The sequence below is a fragment of the Arthrobacter sp. TS-15 genome, from assembly GCF_006964045.1.
Taxonomy (GTDB): domain Bacteria; phylum Actinomycetota; class Actinomycetes; order Actinomycetales; family Micrococcaceae; genus Arthrobacter.
On the sequence record NZ_SDXQ01000006.1, the window covers coordinates 425938 to 448924 of the forward strand.

Genomic DNA, 22987 nt, shown 5'->3' on the forward strand with positions numbered 1-22987 from the left:
TGTGTTCTTGAACTTGACCCTAGGCGCTGAGCAACTCCAGCGTGGCGCCGGCGAACGTGGCAGCCGAGCCGTTCCAGCGGGCCAGCAAACCCTGCAGATTCTCACCGTCGGCCCGGTGTGCAGCGGTTTCAGCTTCGAGAGTGGACAGGATTCCCGTGCGCAGCTCCGTGTTGAAGTTCACCTTGCCCACCTGCAGAGAAGGGGCCTTCGCGAGCTCATCCGCTGGAATGCCCGACGCACCATGGAGTACCAGCGGCACCTCGGTGTTATCAGCAACTTCCTGCAGCACGTCCCAACGGATGTTCGGCTCGCCCTTGTACTTTCCGTGCACGTTGCCCACCGCGACGGCGAGCAGCTGCGCACCCGTTCGCGCCACGAAGTCAGCCACCTGCGTGGGGTTGGTGAGCCCCGCAACTGAAGTGCCGGCGTCGTGCGCTGGGTCTTCGGTACCAAACGCTTTGTCCTCGTCGCCGGCAAGGCCGCCGAGTTCCGCTTCGATCACGACGTCGGAGGCACCTTGCGCGTCCAGCGCGGCACGGACTTCGCGGACCAGGGCGATGTTGTCCTCGTAGGGCAAGGACGAACCGTCGGCCAGAACGGCGTCTGCACCGGCGGCCACCGAGTCGAGGATGATCTTGAGATCCGAGGCGTGGTCCAGTTGGACCGAAACCGGGACGCTGGCGTCGTCGGCGAGGCCGCGCAGGGCTGCAATGAGGCGCAGGCCGTTGGGTGTGGACGCAGTTTTCGGAGCCACCAGCAGGATCACGCCGAGCCGGGCTTCCTCCGCCGCCGACACTACAGCCAATGCGGTGGTGAAGTCGTAGCAAGTGAAGGCGGGAACGGCCGAGCCGGCGGCCAGGGCGGAGTTGACCAAGTGGTCGAGTTTGGTGCGCATTAGTGGCCCAGGCCCCCCACCAGGATCCAGGCGACATACGTCAGCGCAAAGCCGGCCAGGCCCAGGATGGTGGTGAGAACGGTCCAGGTCCTGAGGCCGTCGGAAACCGTGAGGCCGTAGTAGCGGATCACGGTCCAGAAGCCCGCGTCCGTGACGTGGGACAAACCGAGCGAACCGAAACCAATGGCGATGACGATCACGGCGATCTGGGCCGGTGAGTAGCCGCCTTCCATCACAGCGGAGGTGAGCAGGCCGGTGGTGGTCACGATCGCGACCGTTGCCGAACCCTGCGCGGCGCGGAGTGCCAGGGAGATGACGAAGCCGAGCACAATCACCGGAAGGCCAAGGCTGTCCAGCGTGTGGGACAGTGCGGCGCCAATGCCTGATGTGCGGAGAACTTCACCGAAGACTCCTCCTGCAGCAACCACCATGAGGATGGACGCGATGGGAGGCAGTGCGCCTTCGAAGATTTCGCCGGTTTCCTTGAGGGACCAGTTGCGGCGTACAGCCAGCAGGAAGAAGGAGAGGGCCACAGCGACCAGGAGTGCGAAGAACGGGTTGCCGATAAACGCGGCCACGCCGTACCAGTAGTTGTCCTTGGGGATAGTCAGCGTGCCGACGGTGCCGAGGAGAATCTGGGCGATGGGTGCGGCGATCAAGAACATGATCAGGCCGGGACGAGGAGGTGCGATCGCACGGGCGCCGGGACCGTCGTGGCCCACGTGGACCAGGGATTCGGAGCCGAACTCTTCCACCTGCTGCTTCACTCCGGGGAGGAGCTCGTAGTCCTTGCGGTTCATGATGCTGGCAACCCAGTAAGAGAGGAATCCGAGGGGGATGCAGATGATGAGCGAGATCATGGTGATGAGCCCGATGTCCGCGCCGAAGACGCCGGCACCGGCCACGATGCCCGGGTGCGGCGGGACTGCGACGTGGATGGACAGCATGATGCCGGCCATGGGCAGGCCGAACTTGATGGGGTGAACGTTGGCGATCTTGGCGAAGGCGTAGACGATGGGGACCAGAACGATCACGCCAACCTCGAAGAATACCGGGATGGCCACCAGGAAGCCCACGGCCGTCAAAGCGACAGCAACGCGCTTGGCACCGAGCTTCTCCGTGAAGTGCGTGGCCAGTGACTGCACACCACCGGACACCTCGATCATGCGGCCAAGAATGGCACCGAGGGCGATCAGCAACGCAACCTTGCCCATGGTGCTGCCAACGCCGGTGGTCACCACTGTGAAGATGTCCTTGAGCGGGATCTGGGCTGCGACGCCCACCAGGATGCTGACCGCCAGCAGGGCAACAAAGGCCTGGATCTTGAAGCGGATGATCAGCACCAGCAACAGGGCGATACCGGCCGCAGCGATGGTCAGCAGAAGCGGTGTTCCCAGCTCCACTGCGGGCTTGATGGCGGGGGCATCGGCCGCCCGAACCATCAGCGAGTTGACGAGGGGGTTCATTGGGGGTGTCTCCTTTGACATACCAGTCTAGGGAAGACCGGCGGAGGTAGCGACGACGGCGAAGGGGGGACCGCCGTCGTCGCGGGTTCTTGTTGGGGGTGTGGAGTTTTTGTACAGCTAATGCCCTTCTGGGCTGCTCATGAGGGCGTTAGCTGTACAAAAACTCCGGGGTTAGGCAGTGCGCTTGGAGGGCGCAACAACCTTGATGACGGCGGAGTCGTCGGCAGCGGCGAGGCCCTGGGCCTGGCCGAGAAGGTAAAGCTGTTCAGCGGCGGCGGCAACGGGTGCGGCAAGGCCGGCGGCCCGGGTTGCCTTGCCCACGATGCCCATGTCCTTGACGAAGATGTCCAGGCGGCTGAGGACCTCGGCGCCGTCTTCGGTGTAGGCCTCAAGGATGCGCGGCCCGCGGTTGGAGAGCATGAAGGAACCGGCGGCGCCTGCTTCGAGGGCGGCGAGAGTCTTGGCCTGGTCGAGGCAGAGGGCGTCGGCGAGAGCCATGGCTTCTGCGGCGGCGGCAATGTGGACGCCGCACAGGAGCTGGTTGACGGTCTTCAGTGCCTGGCCGTCACCGGGCTTGTCGCCCACAATGCTCAGGGTGGACGCCAGCAGCTCAAGTGCGGGGCGGGCCTTTTCGAGCGCCTCGGGCTCAGCGCCCACGACGATCAGCAGGTCACCTTCGCCGGCACGCTTGGGGCCACCGGAGAGTGGAGCATCAACCAGCGCGACGCCATACTCGGCCAGCTTGGCTACCGTTGCGGGAATGGCTTCGGTGCCAACGGTGCTGCCCAGGATCACCACGGCGCCCGGCTTGAGGACCGGGGCCACGCCGTTTTCGCCGAAGAGGACATCGTTGAGCTGCTCACCGTTGCGGACGGCCAACAGCAGCGCATCGGCACCTTGGGAAGCTTCGCGGGCGGAGTCGAAGGTCTTGATGCCGGCCGCTGCTGCGAGCTCCAGGCGCGGCTCTGCGATGTCGAAGCCGTGAACGGTCAGCTCGGAGGCAAGGCGGGTGGCCATGGGCAGGCCCATGGCGCCGAGGCCCAGGACGGTGATGGTGTAGTTGCTGCTGGTCATGGTGTTCTCCATTGAATGTGTGCGTTTAGAAAGTTGCGCTGAGCTTGCGGGTGACGTGGGTCAGGGACTGGTCGTCGCCCACGTTGCCGGCGAAGACGATGTACGGGATGCCCTTTGCGGGGCCATCCACCGGCTCCCACAGCGAGACGATGCCCGGCAGCATGGGTCCGCGGACAATCGCGTGGCGGATTTCCAGGCCGTGCGCCGCCACGTCCGAGGACGTGATGCCGCCCTTGGCGATGACGAACCGCGGCGGGAAGGTCTTGAGTGTCCGGTTCACCACGGCCACGACGGCGGCCGAAACCGTGCGGGCGATCTTCAGGCTCGCTGCGGCGTCGTCGGTTTTGATGAGCAGGCGGCTGGTGTGGACGATCACGTCGCCCTTGTGAAGGGCGTCGACGACGTCGGACACAACGGTTTCGATGTAGGCGTCGGCTTCTGCTTCGCCCGAGGTTTTGGTTCCGGCAATGAGCTTCTCGACGTCGATCTCGATGATCCGGGCCGAGCTGTGCTGCGCAGTGAGGTCATTGAGTTGCCGGGTGGTGACGCCAACGTGGGAGCCCACCACAATCAATCCACCGGTTGAGGAGGGAGTGTTGCCTGCGAAGGCTTCTTCCGAGGTCAGCGCAGTGCGAATTTCCTGGCCAATGCGGCCCCTGACAAAGGGCGGGCCCACGCGGTAGAGGAGTTTCTTGCCGCGGCGTTCTGCTTCCTCCAAGCCCAGGGCGAGGGCACGGAAGTCGTTCTCGGTGACGATGTCAGCCACGATCGGCGTGGAGTTGGTGGCGGATTCCAGGGCGTCGGCGATCGCTTTGGCGGAGATGGTGGGATCTTGCGCTGACGCTCCGGCGCGGATGATGTTCAGGTCCAGGACAATCACGTCGCTCGCGGGGAACCGGCCCTGCGACTTCTCCTCCACATACTTGGCCATCTCGGAGTTGGCGAAACCGAAGCTCGCGTCCTTGGCGAATTCCGTCTCAGCCACGGGAGTCAGTGCGCCGGCGTCGGCGCGCATGTAGTGCACACCGCCGATGGTGATGCGGCCGGCGTCGGGGAATGCCGGAACGATCACCACGCCGTCGGTGGGTTCGCCGGTTTCTGCAGCGACGGTGGCGGCGATGACGTCCGGCTCCAGCGGGTAGTGGCCACGGAGGGTGGAGTCGCTGCGGCTCACGAAGCCCAGCTTCACGTCGCCGGCGGCTGCGGCAGCCAGAGCGTTGCGGACGATTTCCTCGTTGCGCGCTGCGGCTTCGGCCGGGTCAAGGCTGCGGGTGTTGGTGAGGACGTAGACCGCGGGCTTGGTCTGGTTCGCACGGATGTGGGTGAACGCCCAGGTGAAGTCCTCCACGTCCCAGCGGGTGAGCACAGCGAGATCCGCAACTGACTGCGTTCCCGTGGGGTCGTCGTCGAGGACCACCAGGATCTTTGGTGCGTCCGCGGCAGACGCCGTCACGGCGTCGGCAACCAACTGAGCAGGAATCTGGACTTCCGCCGGGAAAGCGGCCAGAACGTCGGCTTCAAGGGTCACTATGCACTCCATCGTGGGAAATCTCTGTTGCGGTTTAGTGAATGTAAGATGTCAGACATCTAACATTTGAATTAGTGTGACACACGGCTCCTCACCGCGCAAGGTGCTGCGCATCACTAGGCTGAGAGGATGGCTGGCAGCGCTGTTCCACTCCCCTTCGTGAACGTCCTCACTCCTGCCGTTCCCGCAGCTCAGCCCATTCCGGCAGTCCTGATCCATGGCTGGGCGTCCGGTTCCGTGTATTGGGAACCCCTCGCGAATAAGTTGCTCGACGCCGGCAGGGAAGTCTGGATTCTGGACCTCCCCGGCTACCACCCGGGCGAGTCCCTCCCGCCGGATTTCGAATGGACCTTGGACTCGGCAGCGGCTTCCGTGGCCGCGGCCCTTGATGACCGGGCCAGCGGTCCGGTGCATATGGTGGGACATTCGATGGGTGGCAGTGTTTCGTTGACGCTTGCGGCAGCCCGCCCCGGCCTGGCGGCTTCATTGACCCTTGTGGGCATGGCGCCGGTGCCGCAGAATCAGGGGTTCAAGGAGGTGCTCAGGACCCAGCTGGATCAGGGGTTCTTCGACGCCGGGACCGTAGTGAAGCTCATGAACGCCTGGTATGGAGAGCTGGCCGCAGCAGATATGGCGCGGCTCAGCACAGGGTTCGACACTCCGTTTCCGATTCTGTCCGCCAGCGCGGTGGCGGCCATGACCGGCGTCGAACCTTCAGTGCCTGGGCGCGTCCGCGCGCCACTACTGGTGATCGCCGGTACTGGAGATCGGGTGCGCCCTATCGAGCAAATGCGCGCGTTCGTGGCCGCAAGCCCGGGTCGCCGGTTGGCGGCCATTCGCGGCGCCGGCCACAACGTCCACTGGGAACAGCCCGAACACTGCGCAGAGGCGCTCCTTGAATTTTGGGAAACAAGCTGGCCACCGCCAGCGTAAGATGTCTGACATCCGCCCGTCCCGAGGGTAATCCACGGGGACCCGGGCGGTCTGAAGGACAGGAAATGGGGACACATGGCACGCAAGTCATTGGTGGGCGTCGTGGCCGATGAGCTGCTGGACAGGATCATCGCGGGCGAATTTCCGCCCGGAACAGTGGTACCGGGCGAGCTGGAGCTCAGCGCCAAACACGAAGTAAGCCGCATGACAGTGCGCGAGGCCATGAAAACCCTTGAGGCCCAGAGAATCCTCAGCGTTGAACGCGGCCGCGGAACGTTTGTTAACCCCCTCAACCAGTGGGCCTCCTTGGAAGCCGTGTTGCGTGCGGCGTCTGAAGGAACCAAGGACGCGGCGGCTGCGATCCATTTGATTGAACTCCGCCGCATGCTCGAAACCGGCGCCTGCGAACTCGCCGCCGAGCGCATCTCCGATGATGAGCTCGCCGCACTCAGGGACCACGTGGAAAAGATGCAGGCCTCCCACGAAGTCAACGATCTCGCCGGGTTTGTCGAAGCCGACCTCGCCTTTCACGACGTGATCCTGCACGCTTCAGGCAACGTGTTTGTGGCAGTGCTTTTCGAACCCCTGCACAGGGTCCTGGAAGCCCGGCGCGCCGAGACTTCAGCCTTCCCGGAGATCCAGGAACACGCGATCGGGCACCACCGGAAGATCGCCGCGGCTTTGGAATCGCGCAATCCTAACGAGGCCCGTCTCGCGATGGACGCGCACATGCAGCAGACGCTGGACGATCTGAAGACGTACGTTCTGGAGGCGTAGCTGGCACAGGCACTCGCCCGCTTGGTCGATCAAGGCATTGTCGTAGAGAAAGTTGCCGGAAGAACTCACATTTTCCGCCTCAATCGTCATCACCTCTTGGCCAAAGCAGTCGAGGAGATGGCCAGCGCAAAAGACCATCTCATCGAGCGCATTCGGACCGAGATCGAGTTGTGGGAATTCGCGCCGATTGTCGTCACGATTTATGGCTCAGCCGCACGTAATGACATGCGAAACGACAGCGACATAGACCTGTTCATCGCCCTTCCGAACGACGTCAACGAGTTGCAGGCCGAAACCAGAATAGCCACTCTGGCCGGCGAAATCAGCGCCTGGACGGGCAACGACACGCGGCCTTTTGTCTTCCTGGAGTCGGAAGTAGCGCCTTCGTCGATTTTCGAGTCCATCATCGATGAGGGCGACACACTTTTCGGCGATGGAACGTGGTTGCGCCGCGTTCTCCGCGCTGGTAGTGGCGCTTAGATGAGGACCACACCGGGAAGCGAAAGTATCCGCCGAGGTCGCTTGAGCAAGGCCGCGCAGTTCCAGCGGGTGGCCATGGATGCCCTCGAACTTGCTGAAGAACACTACGAAGTTGCCGACGCCGTGGCAACCCTCTGCGTCCACGCAGGAATCGCCGCCTCTGACGCCATCTGCATTGCTCGGCTCGGTCACTTCGCGCAGGGCCAGGACCACAATGACGCGGTAGCTCTGCTCAAGTCAGTGGATGGGGGCGCTGTTGGATTATGCTCGCCGATAGCTTTCCGTCATCGGCGCAGGCTCTCGCTGGGTAGCTCTCCGAAGGCCTTCACGTAGAGCGCAGAGAAGCGCCCTTGGTGCGTGAAGCCGCAGAGTTCCGCGATGGCCGTGACACTCTGCTCGCGGGGGCTCGCTTCAAGAAGCATCTCCCGGGCACGGTCCAGCCGGATACTGCGCAGCAACTCCGACGGCGTCGCTCCAGTTTCCGCCCGAAGGGCCGTTTGCAGCGTTCGAACCGAGACACCCAAGCATTCGGCGATGTCCGGCACGGTGAGTTCTTCGAAAGCATGCCGGTCCAACAGCTCGCGGAACTCCCGGACCAGGCGGCTTTCGGATTCCGCGTCCCGGGTCTCATCACCGGGCAACTCCATGGCCATCAGCAGGCGTGACACCATGCTGTCCGCCAGCAAACCCTGCACAAACGCGGGGGCCGTGGTCCGTGGCTGGCTGATCATGTCGTCATGAAGCTCGACGACGGACCTCAAGAACGCGCGGCCGGCGGCACCTGAAAGGTCCATGCCATAGCCCAGATCAACGGTGTCATGGCCATAAAGCTGACCCGCCACCCGCTCAACCGCTGAACGACGCACGTAGACAATGAGGTGCGGACTTCCGCCGTCCCAGCTCATGGAGAAGGGCCGGTGGAGCGGAGGAACAGTGGCCATCCGGGGACCCGACTCCACCGTGCTGGCACCCACCTTCATGGATGCGTGCCCTGCCAACGGGATCTGCACCAGGTGGAAATCCTGCAGGCCCTCGGGCTCAATCCGGACGTCGGCTCCGTAGTCCAGGAACTCGATCCCCACGTCACCCCGGTGCAGGGAGCGCAACTTCATGTCCACCGAGGACTGGTGCGTCAGTGGTGCAAGCTCGTGGCTGCAGAACAGTTCGGCGATCCTGGCGTGTGCCTCGTCCACGTCAGTGGTGGCCATGGTTGGGCGACCCCGGAGCACATCACGGGGAAGAATCCTCACCATCCGCCACCTACTTCACAGGGTCTTGTGCAGCTTTTCGCTTATCGGACGATCCTCGCGCCAACTGGATATTCCGGAGTCCAACAGCTGTCTAGAGTCGCTTTTGAGACAAGTATGACGCAGCTCACAGCACCATAACAGCGACGGAAGCGGGGTGAGGACCAGTGAAGAACATCAAGGTGGTACATGACCGCAGAGACGAATGGGACAGGAGCCACTTCGAACTCTGGGCGGCGGAGCTTCGGGCCAGGGAAACCCACCTCACTTCCGCGGCATGGGTGGGTTGGCACGAGGAAGAGGAAGAACCTGCGTAATTCGGATGATCACTGCGCCAAGTGGATATTCCGCCGGAGAAGGGCAACCTAGAGTCACTTCAAGAGTGAATATGACGCACGTCATATTTACGTAACACAGCACGCGAGGGAAAGGGTTCGGCAGATGTCAGCACTCGAAGGCAGGACGGCAATCGTCACCGGTGGGGCCACCAAGGTGGGGCAAGGCGTGGTGACCTCATTGCGCGACGCCGGAGCCACGGTGGTGGTTGCGGATATAGCTCCCGACGGCGACACCCTCACCAAAGCTCTCGGGGAAGGGATTCACTATTCCCACACGGACATCACCGACGACGCCGCAGTCAGCGAACTGGTGGAGGAAACCGTGGCCCTCTACGGCGGGCTCGGCATCCTGGTAAACCTTGCCTGTACCTATAAGGACGACGGCGCAGCCTCCGGGCGAGCCGACTGGCTCGAAGCACTCAACGTCAATCTGGTCAGCGCCGTGGTGGCGAGCAATGCGGCCCGGCCCTACCTCAAGGCGTCCGGCCACGGCGCCATCATCAACTTCACCTCCATTTCCAGCTCGGTGGCCCAGACCGGCCGATGGCTCTATCCGGCCAGCAAAGCCGCACTGGTCCAGGTGACCCGCAGCATGGCCGTGGACTTCGCAGAAGACGGCATCCGCGTGAATTCCGTCAGCCCCGGCTGGGTCTGGAGCAACATCATGGACTCCCTCAGCAACGGGAACCTTCAAAAGACAGACTCGGTTGCGGCCCCCTTCCACGCCCTCAAGCGGGTCGGCCGCCCGCACGAGGTGGGTGACGTCGTCGCGTTCCTCGCCAGCGACCAAGCAAGTTTCGTCACCGGTGCCGATTGGGCCGTTGACGGCGGCTATTCCGCCTTGGGACCGGAACGCGCCGAAGAGGCTATTCCCCTGCTCGCAGCAAACTAACGCCAAGCTTCACAACAACCTCCACCAGAGAGAAAGGCAACGCCATGACGCAACGCCACATCACCATCGTCGGGGCCGGCCAGTCCGGGCTTCAGCTGGGCATCGGACTGCTGGACGCCGGCTACCAGGTGACCACCATCTCCAACCGCACGCCCGAGGAAATTGCTGGCGGCAAAGTAGCCTCCAGCCAATGCATCTTCCACAACGCACTTGAGCACGAGCGGGCCCTCGGCCTGGACTTCTGGCCCGATGCTCCCACCGTGGACGGCATCTCCTTCACCATCCCCCACCCCGAGCTGCCGGGCGAGAAGGCGATCAGCTGGGCCTCACGACTGGACAACCACGCCAAGTCCATCGATCAGCGGGTGAAATTCCCCAAGTTCATGGAAGAGTTCACAGCCCGCGGCGGCGAGCTGGTCTTCGAAGATGCCGGTGTGGCTGAGCTGGAAAAGTACACGCAGACCTCGGACCTGGTGATCGTGGCGGCCGGCAAGGGTGAGATAGCCCAACTGTTCACCCGCGACGCCGAACGCAGCACCTACGATGCCCCGCAGCGCGCCCTGGCCCTGACCTACGTGACGGGGCTGAAACCCCGCGAAGAGTACTCGGCGGTCTCGTTCAACCTCATCCCGGGCGTGGGCGAGTACTTCGTGTTCCCCGCGCTGACCACCACCGGTCCTTGCGAAATCATGGTCTTCGAAGGCGTACCCGGCGGCCCGATGGACACATGGAAGGGGCTCAGCCCGGAGGAACACCTGGAGAACTCCAAGAACATCCTCTCGAAGTTCCTGCCGTGGGAAGCCGAGCGTGCCACGAATGTGGAACTGACCGATCCCAACGGCGTCCTTCAAGGCCGGTTTGCCCCCACCGTCCGCCATCCCATTGCCACGCTGCCCAGCGGCCGGCAGGTTCTGGGCCTGGCCGACGTCGTGGTTTTGAACGATCCCATCACCGGGCAGGGCTCCAACAACGCGAGCAAGTGCGCGGCGTCGTATCTGGACAGCATCACCCGGCACGGCAATGGCGCCTACGATGCGAGCTTCATGCAGGCAACCTTTGAGCGCTATTGGGATTACGCGCAGCACGTTGCACACTGGACAAATGCCCTCCTGGCCCCGCCTCCGCCGCATGTCCTGGAGCTGCTGGGTGCTGCGAACAGCGAACCGGACATCGCGCACCGCTTCGCCAACGGCTTCAACCATCCGCCGGAATTCCAGGATTGGTTCATGTACCCGGACAAAGCCGCAAGCTACCTCGCAGACCTTTCCGCCACCAAAGTTTCGTAGCACAACCCTGCTAATAAGGACTCAACCATGCGAAAAATAGCAATCGTGGGGGCCGGCGAATCCGGCGCCCAGCTGGCATTGGGCCTGCAACGGGACGGCTACGCGGTAACGCTCCTGTCCGACCGGTCCGCAGCCCAGATCCGCACCGGCAAGGTCATGTCCAGCCAGTGCCTGTTCTCAACCGCCCTCGACGCCGAAGCCCACATGGGAACGGCGCTCACCGAATTCTACGAATCCGGATCCGTCCCTGGCATCACCTCCATCCGGCTACGCGTGGATGCTGATGAACCCATCGAGTGGGAAGCACCCCTGGACGGCCCCGCCCGGTCCATTGACCAGCGCATCAAGAGTGCCCTCTGGATCGAGACGTTTGTTGCAGCCGGCGGTGACTTCCGCATTGAGAAGGTCACCCCGAGGATGCTCGAAGAACTCGCCCATGACTACGAACTGGTCATTGTCAGCACCGGCAAGGGCGAAATCGGCCGGATCTTCCCGCGGGACAAGGCAAAATCGCCCTTCGACCGGCCGCAAAGGGTTCTGGCGCTGAACTACGTCACGTCCGACGGCGGTGCTTCCGCCGGCTCGTCCGCAGCAGGTACCGACGGCGGGGGCGACGCCATCCGCATGTCCATGGTCCCCGGCGTCGGGGAGTTCTTCACGTTCCCGGGCCTGACCGTCTCCGGCCCGTGCCGCATGATGGTGTTCGAAGGCGTGGTGGGCGGCCCCATGGACCGCTGGACCGACGTCGGGACTCCGCAGGAACAACTGGACCGTTCGCTGGAAATCCTGCGTGAGCATTTCCCGCACGAGGCTGAGAACTTCGCCACGGCAGAACTGACTGACGACGGCGCCACACTCCTGGGACGCATCACGCCCACGGTGAGGTCCGCCGTCGGGGAGCTCGGCAACGGCAAGTTGGTGTTCGGGCTGGGCGACGCCGTGGTCCTCAATGATCCCCTCACCGGGCAGGGCTCCAACAACGCGACCCTGGCTGCCAAGTACTACCTTGACGCGATTGTTCGCCGCGGCCAGCAACCTTTTGACCGCCCATGGATGGAGCGGACGTTCGACGAATTCTGGCGCGGCTGGGGGCAATGGGCCGTGGAATGGACCAACGATCTCCTGAAGCCGCGGCGTGATCACCAGGAGACGCTCCTCCGTGAAGCCGCTGACCATCCGGCCCTGGCAGCAAGCATCGTGAGCGGTTTTGATGACCCCCGGACGTCGTATCCTTGGTGGTTCGACTCCGCAGCTGCCGCGGACTTCATGCAGGCCAGGAAAGAAGAGGACACGTCGGTGTTCGATGTCCGTGATTTCCGCAGCGCCCTAGGTCAGTACGCCACGGGCGTCACCGTGGTGACCACGGTGGCGGCGGACGGCCGAAAAGTAGGCATGACCGCCAATTCCTTCACCTCAGTGTCCATGGAGCCGCCGCTGGTGCTCTGGTGCCCCAGCAAACGGGCGCCCAGCCTGGGTGATTTCGAGGACGCAACGCACTTTGCCATCAACATCCTGGCCAGTGACCAGCACGTCTTGTCCCGGCAGTTCGCAACACCTGCCACGGACAAGTTCGTGGGCGCAGAAACCACTGAAGGAATCGCCGGTGTTCCGCTGCTGAAGGGCGCTGTGGCCACCTTCCAGTGCCGCACCGTTTCGCGACATGACGCCGGTGACCACGTCATCTACGTGGGTGAAGTGGAAAGCTACAAGCACGACGGCGGTGCTCCTCTGGTGTTCCACGGCGGCAAGTACCACGCCACGGCCAGCCATCCGGATTTCTAGGCACACCCTTATGAAAGGTGCGGTTATGGACGATTCAGTTGACATGGATGGCTCGGTGGAGGTGGCCATCATCGGTTCCGGCATCAACTCCCTGGTGGCGGCGGCAGAATTGGCCTTGGCCGGGAAGCGCGTGTGCATCATCGAGCGCTCTGACCGTCTTGGTGGCTTCATCCATTCCGCCGAGCGGACCCTTCCGGGCTTCACCCACGACTCCTTCTCCTCCTGGCACCCGTTGTTCGTGTCCGGCGGTGCCTACGGGGCGCTGGGCAAGGAGCTGCACGCCAGGGGCCTGGAGTATTCCAACACCTCCGGCCCGGTGACAGCGAGCGTTGCCGCGGACCCGGCCACCGGAGCCCACCGCGTGGTCATCGCGGAGCGGGACCCGGCCACCACAGCTGCTGCGTTCAAGGAACCCGGCGACCAAGCTGCGTATCTGGCAATGCTTGATGATCTGGGCCGCAACGCAGGAACGGTGTTCGGGGTTTTCGGAGCAGAGCTTCGGTCTTTTGGGGAAGTGGCAAAGATTGCTTTGGGGGCCTTACGACGCGGGCGCTTCCAAGGGACGGAAGCCTTCGTCCGCGATTCCATGATGAGCGGACGAAACTATGTCCGCAGCCGTTTTGATGGCTGGGAAGCGGACCAGCTGTGGTCACCCTGGCTTCTGCACGCAGGGCTCGGCCCGGACCAAGCCACAGGCGGCGTCATGCTGCCAGTAATGGCCATGAGCATGCACAGCTTTGGGCTCCCCGTGGTTACGGGCGGTGCTTCGCGGTTTGTGGGTGCGTTCGAGTCGTTGCTGCGCGACAACGGGGTGCGGATCATGCTGGGCGCGGAGGCCGAGGAAATCGTGGTGTCGTCCGAGGTTTCCGGCAAAGATGCCGTCACCGGCGTCCGCACATCCCAAGGCGTGGTTTCAGCCGGCACGGTGCTCGCGAACGTTTCGCCCCAGGCCCTCTACACCCGGCTCCTCCGGCAACCACCCGCTGGTACGGCCCAGGCCGCCGAACGCTACCAGAACGGCCGCGGTGCCATGCAGATCCACCTTGCTGTGGACAAGCCTGTGGAATGGCTCGATCCCAGGCTCAACACCGTCCCTCTGGTTCATATCAGCAATGGCTCTGACAGCACCGGAATCGCCTGTGCCCAGGCTGAAGCGGGTCTGCTGCCCAACGAACCTACCGTGGTGGTGGGCCAACAGTGCGTCCTCGATCCGTCGCGGGCTCCGGAGGGCAAAGCCACGTTGTGGTTGCAGCTCCAGGAAGTCCCGTTCACGCCCGTAGGTGACGCAGCCGGCCAACTGGACGTTGCGGGCGGCTGGACTGACGAGCTGAAGCACGGCTATCTGGAACGGGTCCTGGCCCGGTTGGAGCACTTCGCCCCGGGAACCAGGGCAACCGTCCTGGCCTCGGAGGTTTTGGCACCGACGGATCTGGCCGCAGCCAATCCCAATGCCGTCAACGGCGACCCCTACGGCGGCTCCGCGGAACTCTTCCAAAACCTGCTCTGGCGGCCCTTCCCCGCAGCGGCAGGACACCAAACCGCCGTCGAAGGTCTCTGGCACATCGGCGCGTCGACCCATCCCGGCCCCGGACTTTCCGGCGGTTCCGGACACTTGGTAGCCCAAAAGCTGACCGCACTGCCCTCACCACTTTCCCGCCTTCAAGCAGCACTTAAACCAAGCAAGCGATAGGAGAACAATGTCTGTTCTGGCCGGGCTCACTGCAGCCCTCTCGAGTGGTTCCGTGGAAATCATCGATCTCACCACGCCGCTCAGTTCCGAGACCCCCATCCTGAACCTGCCGCAGCCGTTCGCGAACACCGTGGGCTTGTCGGTTTCACCGGTGAGTAATTTCGACGACGCCGGCCCGGCTTGGGCGTGGAACGACGTCACAGTGGGCGAACACGCGGGCACGCACCTGGATGCACCGGTCCACTGGATCACGGGCAAGGACGGCAAATCCGTGGACCAGATTGAACCACACCGCTTGGTGGGGCCGCTGGTGGTGATCGACAAGACCGCTGAAGCTGCCGCGGATCCGGACTTCCTTCTGGAACCGGAGCACTTTGAACAGTGGCAGCAAGAGCACGGCGCGTTCCCGGAGAACTGTTGGGTCATCTTCCGGACGGGCTGGGCGGCTCGAGGCGCTGACGCTGCGGCTTTCGTCAACGCGGACGATGCCGGACCCCACACTCCCGGAGTCTCCGCCGCGGGTGCCAAGTGGCTTGCCGGTAACGCCTCGATCAGTGGTTTTGGCGTGGAAACCGTGGGCATCGACGCCGGCCAGGCAAGTGGCCTGGATCCGATGTTTCCGGTGCATTCGTTCCTGCTCGGCGCTGACAAGTATGGCGTCACCTCGCTGCGGAATGTGGATCGTCTTCCTGTCACCGGTGCCACGTTGGTGGTTGCTCCGTTGCCGATCGTGGGCGGCACGGGTAGCCCCAGCCGTGTGTACGCACTGGTGGAAAAGGGCACGGTGGAGCGAGCATGAGCGCGGAAGTAAGGGTGTCCACCCTGGTGGGCAAGACGCTGGCGAAGCTCGGCGTCGGGCACGTTTTCGGCGTGGTGGGCTCCGGTAACTTCGATGTCACCGGCACGCTCATGGCGGAAGGCATTCCGTTCACCGCCGCACGGCATGAGGGCGGTGCCGCCACCATGGCCGACGCCTATTCGCGGATGTCCGGCAAGGTTGGTGTGGTCACTACCCATCAGGGCTGCGGACTGAGCAACGCCATCACCGGGATCGGGGAGGCAGCCAAAAGCCGGACGCCGATGATCGTGCTCACCGCCGATACCCAGGCCGCTGCCATCCGCTCCAACTTCAAGATCGACCAGGACGCCCTGGCCCGCAGCGTAGGAGCCGTGGCCGAACGGATCCACTCCCCCGCCACAGCTGTCGCAGACACCATGCGGGCTTTTCGGACGGCAGTGAATGAACGCCGCACCGTGGTCCTCAGTCTGCCGTTGGACGTGCAAAATGCCAGCGCCGCGGACGAGGTGAGTGCCGTCGTCGTGCCTGAACCCTTGAAGGTGCGCCCGGACGCTGCCGCCGTTGAGCAGTTGGTGGCCCTGCTCGCCGCAGCGGAACGCCCGGTGTTCGTTGCCGGGCGGGGCGGGCGCGGTGCCAGGGACCAGATCCTGGAGCTGGCGCGCCATGCCGGAGCGCTGGTGGCGACCTCGGCCGTGGCGAGCGGACTGTTCAACGGCGATCCCCACAACCTGGGCATTTCCGGCGGGTTTTCCTCGCCTGCCACGGCGGAGTTCATCAGCGGCGCGGACCTGATCGTGGGGTGGGGCTGTGCGCTGAACATGTGGACCATGCGGCACGGACGGCTGATTTCCGCCGGCGCCAAAGTAGTGCAGATCGACGTCGAAGATTCCGCGCTCGGCGCCAACCGGCCCATCTCGCTGGGCGTCTTGGGCGATTCGGCGCTGACGGCTGGGGATGCGTTGGTGGCATTGCGCTCGGTTCAGCCCGAACCTGCGGAAAAGTACCGCACCGAGGCTAACGCACTGGCCATCAAGCAGGGCTCGCGGTGGCGGGACGTTTCCACTGCGGATGTTTCCACTGCGACGTCCATCGATCCCCGCGTCCTCACCCGCGAACTCGACACCCTGCTCCCTGCCGAGAGGATCGTGGCAGTGGATTCGGGCAACTTCATGGGCTACCCCAGCCAATACCTTGCCGTGCCGGACGAGTTGGGATTCTGCTTCACCCAAGCATTCCAGGCAATCGGGCTGGGCCTGTATTCGGCGATCGGCGCTGCCCTCGCCCAACCGCACCGACTGCCCGTTCTCGGCGCGGGTGATGGCGGATTCCTCATGGGAATCAGCGAGCTGGAGACCGCCACGCGACTGAAGCTGCCGCTGGTGTGCATCGTCTACAACGACGCCGCCTATGGAGCCGAGGTCCACCACTTCGCTTCGGGGCACACAGAGGCCGAGCTCGCCAGCGTAGTGTTCCCGGATACGGACATCGCCTCGATTGCCCGTGGATTCGGGGCGGAAGGCGTGACGGTGCGGACCGTGGCGGATCTGGAAGCGATTCGCCCGTGGATTGCCGTCTACGAAGCCGGGCCCCAGGACCGGCCCCTGGTGATCGACGCAAAGATAGCGTCCGACGGCGGATCGTGGTGGCTGGCCGAGGCCTTCCAGGGCCACTAAGCCCCGCCTCACCCAACTAAGTAGCAGCAGTGCGCGTTTTGAGCTCTGAGAACGCGCTCTGCTGCTACCTACATGGGTGGGGCGGTGCTTCCCCGCACCACCAGCTCCGTGGCGACTTCCAAGGCAGCCGAGGAACTACTTCCCTGTTCGATCTGCTCCGTGAGCATGCCCACGGCCATCGACGCGAGCTGGGCGAGGGGTTGCCTGACAGTAGTGAGGGGCGGTGACGTGAGTGCTGACTGGGCGATGTCGTCAAAGCCCACAACGCTGAGGTCGCCAGGGATTTTCAGCGATCGCTGGGCCGCCGCGTTCATGACGCCCAAGGCCTGCAGGTCGCTTCCCGTGAAAATTGCCGTGGGTCGCTCCGGCAGGTCCAGAAGTTCTCCGCCAAGCCGAAGCCCGGACTCGATACTGAAATCGCCGTCGCGCACGAACTCGGGAAGTACCGGCAGCCCGGCTTCATGAAGGGCGGCCGCGTAGGCTGCGTAGCGGGCACGCCCATGACCCGGGCTGTGGACGCGGCCGGTAATGATGCCGATGCGCTCATGCCCAAGTTCCAGAAGATGGGACACCGCCCGCAGCGCTCCGGAGAACGAGGCCGGGCTGACGCTGGGAATCTGCAGGCCTTGGGAACCTTCAGGGTCTATGGCAACAGCGGGGATGTTCAGCGTACGCGCCAGCTCTACCAGTGGTGATCCCTGCCGTGGAGCCAACAGCATCACGCCGTCGAGCCGGTTGCCGGAGGGCTCACGCAATTTCTGCCAGTTCCCGGCAGTAGCATTTACGGCCCGCGTGTAGGCCACGGTGTAGCCGAGCCGCGCAGCAGCAGCTTCCACTCCCTCCATGGTTTCCAGGACCCATGGAGAATCAAAGTTGTTCACCACCAATTGCAGCAATCCGGGTTCGGTGGGCGACTGCCGCTTGGTGTAATCAAGGTCCTCCAAGGCCTGCTGAACACGGGCGCGCGTTGCCTCGGAGACGTGGGAGCGGCCGTTCAACACCTTGGAAACAGTGGGGACGGAGACGCCGGCGGCGGCAGCCACGTCTGCGATCTTGGGGCGCGGAGTGGCGGTCAATGGGGCGGTCCTTGAACTCATGGGGATACGGGGGCGGCAACGCGCTGGGCGGCCGCCCGGCGGACCGGCGCAGTGTCCACCCGCACGGGACCAACGATAACACTCCCGCGTTGACGCGAGCCCAAGGGCGACGCCGCGAAAATCCCCAGCTCAGCGCCGATCCAGCGGCCCTCAACAACATCGAAATCCCAGATGGGAATCTGCCACGGATCCGTGGGACCCACCCGCCAGGCAAACGTGGCCTGCGGAGTTTCATCTATGCGGATCTGCAGCTCAATACGCGGCCCCGGAAGGGCCACGGCGCGCCCTATCGGCTGCTCGTGCGGACCTTCGCTGCCGGTTCCGCTACCCAGGACGTAGCCGTCCGGGGTGCGTACGATCCCCAGCCAGGCGTACCGCTGACCCAGAACCACGACGCCGGCCCGGGTACCTGGAGCCACATCGTCCAGTTCCAGGGTGGTGGTGAATGTGGACGGTTCGCCGGGGAGGATCTGGCCCAAGACGTTAGGGAGCTCGCGGAGATTGATGGGATCGTTGGCTTGCGGACGGAGTACCAGATGTCCTCCTCCACAGGTGGACAGCCATTCGTCCCGGGGGTTGGCCTGCCAGTGCCACTGCGGGCCCAGGCCGGGGGACGTGAAGTTGTCACCGGCGGGTGGTGCACAGTTTTCGGGCGAAGTACCGCGCGGGTAGGGGTGGCTCGAAACCGGGGTTCCCGGTCCGCCGTCGTCCGCTGTTTTGCCCATCCACGGCCAGCCGTCTTCACCCCAGCCCATGGGCTGGAGGTGAACCACGCGTCCGTACGGCCCCCGGTCCTGGAAGTGCAGGAACCAGTCTTCGCCCTCAGGAGTAGTGACCCAGGCGCCTTGATGCGGGCCATTCACGGGCGAATCGCCCTGCTCCAGGACGCGCCGTTCCTCGTAAGGTCCGAACGGCGACCGCGAGCGGAAAACCGACTGCCATCCTGTAGCAACGCCTCCCGCCGGCGCGAAAATCCAGTACCAGCCGTCGCGCTGATAGAACTTGGGCCCCTCCAGGGTTGAGAAGCCCGGCAGGTCTTCGCCGTTGATGACGTGGGTTCCATGGTCCAGGAGCCGGGAGGCGTCCGGGCTCATCCGGTGCACAGTGAGCCGGTTCTTGACTCCGATCCGGCTCTTGGCCCAGCCGTGGACCAGGTACGCCGTGCCGTCTTCGTCCCACAGCGGGCAGGGGTCAATGAGGCCGCGACCGGCGTAGAGAAGGTGAGGTGCACTCCACGGACCTTCCGCCTTCTCCGCGCTGAGTACAAAGATGCCGTGGTCCGGGTCCGGGTAGAAGATCCAGAATTTGCCGTCGTGGTAACGCAGCGCCGGAGCCCACACGCCGCTTCCGTGCCGCACCAGCGAATAGTGGCTGGATTGTGGCAGCTCCCGGAGCGCATGCCCGGCGTGCTCCCAGTCCACCAGGTTCCGCGACCGCAATACCGGCAGGCCGGGAACCCTGTTGAAGCTGGAGGCGACGAGGTAATAGGTGCCGTCAACCTGTACCGCGTCAGGATCCGGCCAGTCACCGTTGAGGATGGGGTTGTTGTAGACGGGGGTGCGGTGTCGGGTTGTCATGGTGTCCTGTCGGGTGAGCTGCTGAAGTGGTGGAGAAGGAGTTCCTCGACATGCTGGGGGCTGGTTAGGGAGCCGTCGTGGACCACTGCGTGGAGACTGAGCTTGAGCGGATTGCCCCGGTCCACTGTTGCCGGGTGGTCCCACGCGACGGCCGGACCCGCGCCTACATAGCCGTCAGTGCGCACAAACCAAGGGCGCAACGCGGAGGTGTCTTGAGCGAGGATGACACTGACGTTTTTGCCCTCATGCCGGGTTTCCATCGCGAGCCAAGGGGAAAGTGATCCATGGGCTATGCCCGTCCCTGTTCCTCCTGAACACAGCACTTTGGCCGGGACATCACCCGACGGGAAGCGCCAGAATATGCCGCCGTAGCCAGCGCCGCTACGCCCTTTAACGGCAGACGACGACACGGACAACTGCTCCACGTCACCGGCAGGCTGAAGCAGGGATTCGAACGCAAGGCTCCACGTGTTTGCGGCAGGGTGCTCTTGGTATCGGTAGCTCCGCCCCTCCACAGCCAACGGGTCTCCGCTCTTGTCCAGCCACACCACCGTCCCCTTCCCCAGCCCCTCCAGGGACAGCCATTCCGCGAGCACTTGACGTCCGTGGTTGGGAAGGATTGCCGGGCCATTTTCGGTGAATGTGGATCCACCCCAGAAGTTGGTTCCGTTCAGGTCCGAGAAAGAGAGCGACAGACCGAGGTGGTGCGGGTGATCAACTGGACCAGCTTCCGTCACCGCCACTCCGGCCAGAGTCCGTACAGGGTGGAGGTACGGCCTGGGAGACAGCACGGTTGCCAGATCGCCGCCGGTGTTCATCTCCAGCACGGTTGCGCCGTTGAGTTGGAAGCTTCCCATTCGACCTCCTTGTGATGGGTTCCGCTGCGTGGGAATCAGCATAAACAGACCAGAAAGAGTTCGGCAACTACCTATGAAAGTTTCTTTGAACTATTTTCCGGTATTGAGTTGTGATGTGTTGACAGTCACAGCCATTCGTTGCTAGAAATCGTTTACTCAGTAATTTTCACCTCACTCTTGGGTCGCTGTGATGGTCTAAGCAATGCTGCCCACGCCCGTACACCGGAAAGTTTCCGTCTCAATATTCAGCGAGTTTGTATCCATGCCCGAAGATCGGGCACCAGAAAGGCGTCATTCGATGAAGAAGACAGCAAGCACTCCTATCCCGCGCAGGCTGGTCCTGGGCGCCGCGGTGGTCGCGGCCGGGTTGGCCCTGAGCGCCTGCGGAGGAGGTGGCGCAACCTCCTCCGGAAGCGGCGGCAACGTGGAACTGAACTTCGTCTTCTGGGGCGATGCCAACCGGGCCAAGATGACGGAAGCTGCACTGCGGATCTTCGAAAAGAAGAACCCGGGAATCACCGTTAAAACCGAATACCAGGACAGTGCCCCTTACGCAGACAAACTGGCCACCCGATTCGCAGGCGGCAACCCGCCTGACGTCCTGGCGATGGCCAACCGCAGCCTCTTGGAGTACGCCCAGCGCGGCACCCTCGCCGACCTCAAGTCCTTCCCCGAGCTGAACCTGGACAAGGTTCCGGAAACCACGCTGAGTCGCGGCGAGGTTGACGGCAAGCTCTACGGTCTCGCCACCGGAGTAACCACCATCGGCATGGTGGTCAACAAGACCATCACGGACCAGGCCGGCGTCACCATCCCGGACGACAAAACCTGGAGCTGGGAGGATTACGCCAAGTTCGCCACCGAAGTCACCCAGAAAACCGGAGGCAAGGTCTACGGCGCCGGTTACGACGTCGCCACGGAAACCGGGCCCATCATTCTGGCTCGCCAACGAGGCGAAGATTTCTATACGAAAGACAACAAGCTCGGCGTCAGCGAAAAGACCATAGAGGACTGGTTCCAGTACAGCGTGGACCTCCGGAAGTCAGGCGGATACCCACCAGCTGGCTTCTTCGAGCAAATCGGGGGATCCCCCGCGCAGTCCTATCTGGCAAAGGGCACAGTCGCCTCCCAGATCATCCCCATCAACAACTTCCGGGGCTACAACGAGGCCGTGGAGGGCGAAGTGGTCTTGCTCCGCATTCCAGGTGAAACCACGGGCGAGCGCCGCGGTTACTCCGCAGATCCCACCATGCTGTGGTCCATCGCTGCCAAGTCCAAGCATCCCAAGGAGGCCGCCAAGCTGGTGGACTTCCTGACGAACGACGCTGAAGGTGCCGCCGAAGTCCTCACGCAGCGCGGTGTCCCCATCAACCCTGAGGTGGCGGACGCCATCACGCCCAAGCTGAGCGCTGACGATAAGACGTTTGTGGACATGATGGCCTCCATTCAGGAAGACGATCTGCCACCTGCCTACGTGTATCCCAAGGGCGCAAGTGTTGTAGCCGACACTCTCAAACAGCTCACCACTGAAGTGGAGTTCGGGCGCGTCAGTCCCGCCGATGCCGCGAAGACCTTCATGGAGAAGAGCAATGCAGCAATCAACAAGTAAGCCCGGAGCTATTCACGAGGGGGTCGTGGCGCTATGTCGGTTCTGATCAAACAACCATCTGGCGCCGCCCCGGCCGCAGCCGCAGCGGGCGGTAAGCAGCGCATCCGCCCATCCCGACGCAGGAAGCAGCGCTCCGGGTATCTTTTCCTTCTCCCGTGGTTCCTGGGGATGTTGTTCACCGTCATTCCGTTCTTTGCCTCGCTGTACCTGGCCTTTACGGACTACAACCTCTTCACTGAGCCCAACTTTGTGGGGCTGGCCAACTTCCAGGCCATGTTCGAGGATCCACGGCTCATTCAGTCGCTGAAGGTCACCTTCATTTACACCTTCGTGTCGGTGCCTATCTCCCTGGCTGTTGCCCTGCTGGTTGCACTGGTGCTGAACCGGGGACTTCAGGGCCTGTCGATCTACCGCTCTGTTTACTACCTGCCCTCCCTGCTGGGTGGCAGCGTGGCAATCGTGATGCTGTGGCGTTACATCTTCGGCAACGACGGAATCGTCAACGGGTTCCTGGGCATCCTCGGAATCCAGGGTCCTGCATGGGTCACTGACCCCCAGTTCTCCCTCAGCACCCTGATTGTGCTGAACGTCTGGACGTTCGGCTCCCCCATGGTGATCTTCCTTGCGGGCCTGCGGCAGGTCCCCGGGATGTACTACGAAGCTGCCTCGATTGACGGGGCGTCCAAGTGGCGGCAGTTCCGCAGCATTACGCTGCCCCTCATCAGCCCCATTATTTTCTTCAACCTCATCATGCAGCTCATCGGCTCGTTTCAGACGTTCACCCAGGGCTATGTGATGAGCGGAGGTACCGGAGGCCCAGCGGATTCCACGCTGTTTTACAACCTTTACCTGTACCAGAAGGGCTTCACCGAGTTCGAGATGGGGTATGCCTCGGCCATGGCCTGGCTGCTGTTGATGATCATCGCGATTTTCACGGCCATCAATTTCATCGCATCCAAGTTCTGGGTCTTCTACGACAATTAAGGC

General features: G+C 63.4%; 21 protein-coding genes. 13 read left to right on the forward strand and 8 right to left on the reverse strand.

Going from position 1 to position 22987, the window contains the following annotated elements; genetic code table 11:
* Positions 1-19: 19 nt before the first annotated feature.
* The 4 genes from EU811_RS03285 to EU811_RS03300 all read right to left on the reverse strand — a co-directional run bounded on the left by EU811_RS03285 (position 20) and on the right by EU811_RS03300 (position 4963).
* Positions 20-895, reverse strand: a complete 876-nt coding sequence (locus EU811_RS03285; protein ID WP_142937069.1) for a class II fructose-bisphosphate aldolase — start codon at positions 893-895, stop codon at positions 20-22.
* A complete protein-coding gene (locus EU811_RS03290; protein WP_142937070.1) occupies positions 895-2361 on the reverse strand; it encodes a GntP family transporter in 1467 nt (488 codons plus the stop codon). The genes EU811_RS03285 and EU811_RS03290 overlap by 1 nt, the downstream gene beginning before the upstream one ends.
* Positions 2362-2532: 171 nt before the next feature.
* Positions 2533-3435 (reverse strand): NAD(P)-dependent oxidoreductase, encoded by a 903-nt coding sequence (locus EU811_RS03295; RefSeq protein WP_142937071.1) that lies wholly within the window; start codon positions 3433-3435, stop codon positions 2533-2535.
* 25 nt (positions 3436-3460) lie between these two features.
* Positions 3461-4963 carry a four-carbon acid sugar kinase family protein gene (locus tag EU811_RS03300; RefSeq protein ID WP_142937072.1) on the reverse strand — a complete coding sequence of 501 codons (1503 nt, stop codon included), beginning with the start codon at positions 4961-4963 and terminating at the stop codon, positions 3461-3463.
* Between the two features lie 129 nt (positions 4964-5092).
* Between EU811_RS03300 and EU811_RS03305 the strand changes: the two genes are divergently transcribed.
* The 4 genes from EU811_RS03305 (at position 5093) to EU811_RS03320 (ending at position 7486) form a co-directional block, all read left to right on the forward strand.
* Positions 5093-5896, forward strand: coding sequence for an alpha/beta fold hydrolase (locus EU811_RS03305; RefSeq protein ID WP_142937073.1), 804 nt, complete (start codon positions 5093-5095; stop codon positions 5894-5896).
* Between the two features lie 75 nt (positions 5897-5971).
* Positions 5972-6673, forward strand: coding sequence for a FadR/GntR family transcriptional regulator (locus EU811_RS03310; RefSeq protein ID WP_142937074.1), 702 nt, complete (start codon positions 5972-5974; stop codon positions 6671-6673).
* A 21-nt stretch (positions 6674-6694) separates the two neighbouring features.
* Positions 6695-7153, forward strand: coding sequence for a nucleotidyltransferase domain-containing protein (locus EU811_RS03315; RefSeq protein ID WP_142937075.1), 459 nt, complete (start codon positions 6695-6697; stop codon positions 7151-7153).
* A gap of 42 nt (positions 7154-7195) precedes the next feature.
* Positions 7196-7486 carry a hypothetical protein gene (locus tag EU811_RS03320; RefSeq protein WP_142937076.1) on the forward strand — a complete coding sequence of 97 codons (291 nt, stop codon included), beginning with the start codon at positions 7196-7198 and terminating at the stop codon, positions 7484-7486.
* On the opposite strand, the gene EU811_RS03325 is transcribed toward EU811_RS03320, so the two are convergent.
* Complete coding sequence (locus tag EU811_RS03325) at positions 7438-8361, reverse strand: AraC family transcriptional regulator (protein ID WP_223941470.1); 924 nt, start codon at positions 8359-8361, stop codon at positions 7438-7440. The two genes, EU811_RS03320 and EU811_RS03325, sit on opposite strands and share 49 nt — an antisense overlap.
* Positions 8362-8567: 206 nt before the next feature.
* On the opposite strand from EU811_RS03325, the gene EU811_RS23740 reads away from it, so the two are divergent.
* The 7 genes from EU811_RS23740 (at position 8568) to EU811_RS03355 (ending at position 16860) form a co-directional block, all read left to right on the forward strand.
* Entirely contained in the window at positions 8568-8717 is a 150-nt protein-coding gene (locus EU811_RS23740) for a hypothetical protein (RefSeq protein ID WP_165450141.1), read from the forward strand.
* Between the two features lie 124 nt (positions 8718-8841).
* On the forward strand, positions 8842-9630 hold the full coding sequence (locus EU811_RS03330; RefSeq protein WP_142937078.1) for an SDR family oxidoreductase: 789 nt from the start codon (positions 8842-8844) through the stop codon (positions 9628-9630).
* 44 nt (positions 9631-9674) lie between these two features.
* Entirely contained in the window at positions 9675-10916 is a 1242-nt protein-coding gene (locus EU811_RS03335; protein ID WP_142937079.1) for a styrene monooxygenase/indole monooxygenase family protein, read from the forward strand.
* A 27-nt stretch (positions 10917-10943) separates the two neighbouring features.
* Entirely contained in the window at positions 10944-12698 is a 1755-nt protein-coding gene (locus EU811_RS03340; RefSeq protein ID WP_142937080.1) for a flavin reductase, read from the forward strand.
* A gap of 25 nt (positions 12699-12723) precedes the next feature.
* Positions 12724-14388 (forward strand): phytoene desaturase family protein, encoded by a 1665-nt coding sequence (locus EU811_RS03345; RefSeq protein ID WP_238703281.1) that lies wholly within the window; start codon positions 12724-12726, stop codon positions 14386-14388.
* Positions 14389-14395: 7 nt separating this feature from the next.
* Complete coding sequence (locus EU811_RS03350; protein WP_142937081.1) at positions 14396-15187, forward strand: cyclase family protein; 792 nt, start codon at positions 14396-14398, stop codon at positions 15185-15187.
* Complete coding sequence (locus EU811_RS03355; RefSeq protein ID WP_142937082.1) at positions 15184-16860, forward strand: thiamine pyrophosphate-binding protein; 1677 nt, start codon at positions 15184-15186, stop codon at positions 16858-16860. Before EU811_RS03350 ends, EU811_RS03355 begins: the two co-directional genes overlap by 4 nt.
* Positions 16861-16928: 68 nt before the next feature.
* Here EU811_RS03355 and EU811_RS03360 read toward each other — a convergent pair whose 3' ends face one another.
* The 3 genes from EU811_RS03360 to EU811_RS03370 are packed head-to-tail and all read right to left on the reverse strand — an operon-like array spanning position 16929 to position 20391.
* Positions 16929-17936, reverse strand: a complete 1008-nt coding sequence (locus EU811_RS03360) for a LacI family DNA-binding transcriptional regulator (protein WP_223941464.1) — start codon at positions 17934-17936, stop codon at positions 16929-16931.
* Between the two features lie 17 nt (positions 17937-17953).
* A complete protein-coding gene (locus EU811_RS03365) occupies positions 17954-19534 on the reverse strand; it encodes a glycoside hydrolase family 43 protein (protein ID WP_142937084.1) in 1581 nt (526 codons plus the stop codon).
* On the reverse strand, positions 19531-20391 hold the full coding sequence (locus EU811_RS03370) for a DUF6807 domain-containing protein (protein ID WP_142937085.1): 861 nt from the start codon (positions 20389-20391) through the stop codon (positions 19531-19533). Before EU811_RS03370 ends, EU811_RS03365 begins: the two co-directional genes overlap by 4 nt.
* 298 nt (positions 20392-20689) lie before the next feature.
* On the opposite strand from EU811_RS03370, the gene EU811_RS03375 reads away from it, so the two are divergent.
* Positions 20690-22000 carry an ABC transporter substrate-binding protein gene (locus tag EU811_RS03375; RefSeq protein ID WP_142937086.1) on the forward strand — a complete coding sequence of 437 codons (1311 nt, stop codon included), beginning with the start codon at positions 20690-20692 and terminating at the stop codon, positions 21998-22000.
* A 33-nt stretch (positions 22001-22033) separates the two neighbouring features.
* Positions 22034-22984, forward strand: a complete 951-nt coding sequence (locus EU811_RS03380) for a carbohydrate ABC transporter permease (protein ID WP_142937087.1) — start codon at positions 22034-22036, stop codon at positions 22982-22984.
* Positions 22985-22987: the final 3 nt, after the last annotated feature.

Bases quoted from the DNA above. Each gene is read 5' to 3' on its own strand.
- EU811_RS03330 (WP_142937078.1), top strand. From the start codon at position 8,842: ATGTCAGCACTCGAAGGCAGGACGGCAATCGTCACCGGTGGGGCCACC.
- EU811_RS03345 (WP_238703281.1), top strand. From the start codon at position 12,724: ATGGACGATTCAGTTGACATGGATGGCTCGGTGGAGGTGGCCATCATC.
- EU811_RS03285 (WP_142937069.1), bottom strand. From the start codon at position 895: ATGCGCACCAAACTCGACCACTTGGTCAACTCCGCCCTGGCCGCCGGC.
- EU811_RS03335 (WP_142937079.1), top strand. From the start codon at position 9,675: ATGACGCAACGCCACATCACCATCGTCGGGGCCGGCCAGTCCGGGCTT.
- EU811_RS03295 (WP_142937071.1), bottom strand. From the start codon at position 3,435: ATGACCAGCAGCAACTACACCATCACCGTCCTGGGCCTCGGCGCCATG.
- EU811_RS03325 (WP_223941470.1), bottom strand. From the start codon at position 8,361: ATGGCCACCACTGACGTGGACGAGGCACACGCCAGGATCGCCGAACTG.
- EU811_RS03375 (WP_142937086.1), top strand. From the start codon at position 20,690: ATGAAGAAGACAGCAAGCACTCCTATCCCGCGCAGGCTGGTCCTGGGC.
- EU811_RS03380 (WP_142937087.1), top strand. From the start codon at position 22,034: ATGTCGGTTCTGATCAAACAACCATCTGGCGCCGCCCCGGCCGCAGCC.
- EU811_RS03305 (WP_142937073.1), top strand. From the start codon at position 5,093: ATGGCTGGCAGCGCTGTTCCACTCCCCTTCGTGAACGTCCTCACTCCT.
- EU811_RS03370 (WP_142937085.1), bottom strand. From the start codon at position 20,391: ATGGGAAGCTTCCAACTCAACGGCGCAACCGTGCTGGAGATGAACACC.
- EU811_RS03290 (WP_142937070.1), bottom strand. From the start codon at position 2,361: ATGAACCCCCTCGTCAACTCGCTGATGGTTCGGGCGGCCGATGCCCCC.
- EU811_RS03310 (WP_142937074.1), top strand. From the start codon at position 5,972: ATGGCACGCAAGTCATTGGTGGGCGTCGTGGCCGATGAGCTGCTGGAC.
- EU811_RS03350 (WP_142937081.1), top strand. From the start codon at position 14,396: ATGTCTGTTCTGGCCGGGCTCACTGCAGCCCTCTCGAGTGGTTCCGTG.
- EU811_RS03355 (WP_142937082.1), top strand. From the start codon at position 15,184: ATGAGCGCGGAAGTAAGGGTGTCCACCCTGGTGGGCAAGACGCTGGCG.
- EU811_RS03365 (WP_142937084.1), bottom strand. From the start codon at position 19,534: ATGACAACCCGACACCGCACCCCCGTCTACAACAACCCCATCCTCAAC.
- EU811_RS03340 (WP_142937080.1), top strand. From the start codon at position 10,944: ATGCGAAAAATAGCAATCGTGGGGGCCGGCGAATCCGGCGCCCAGCTG.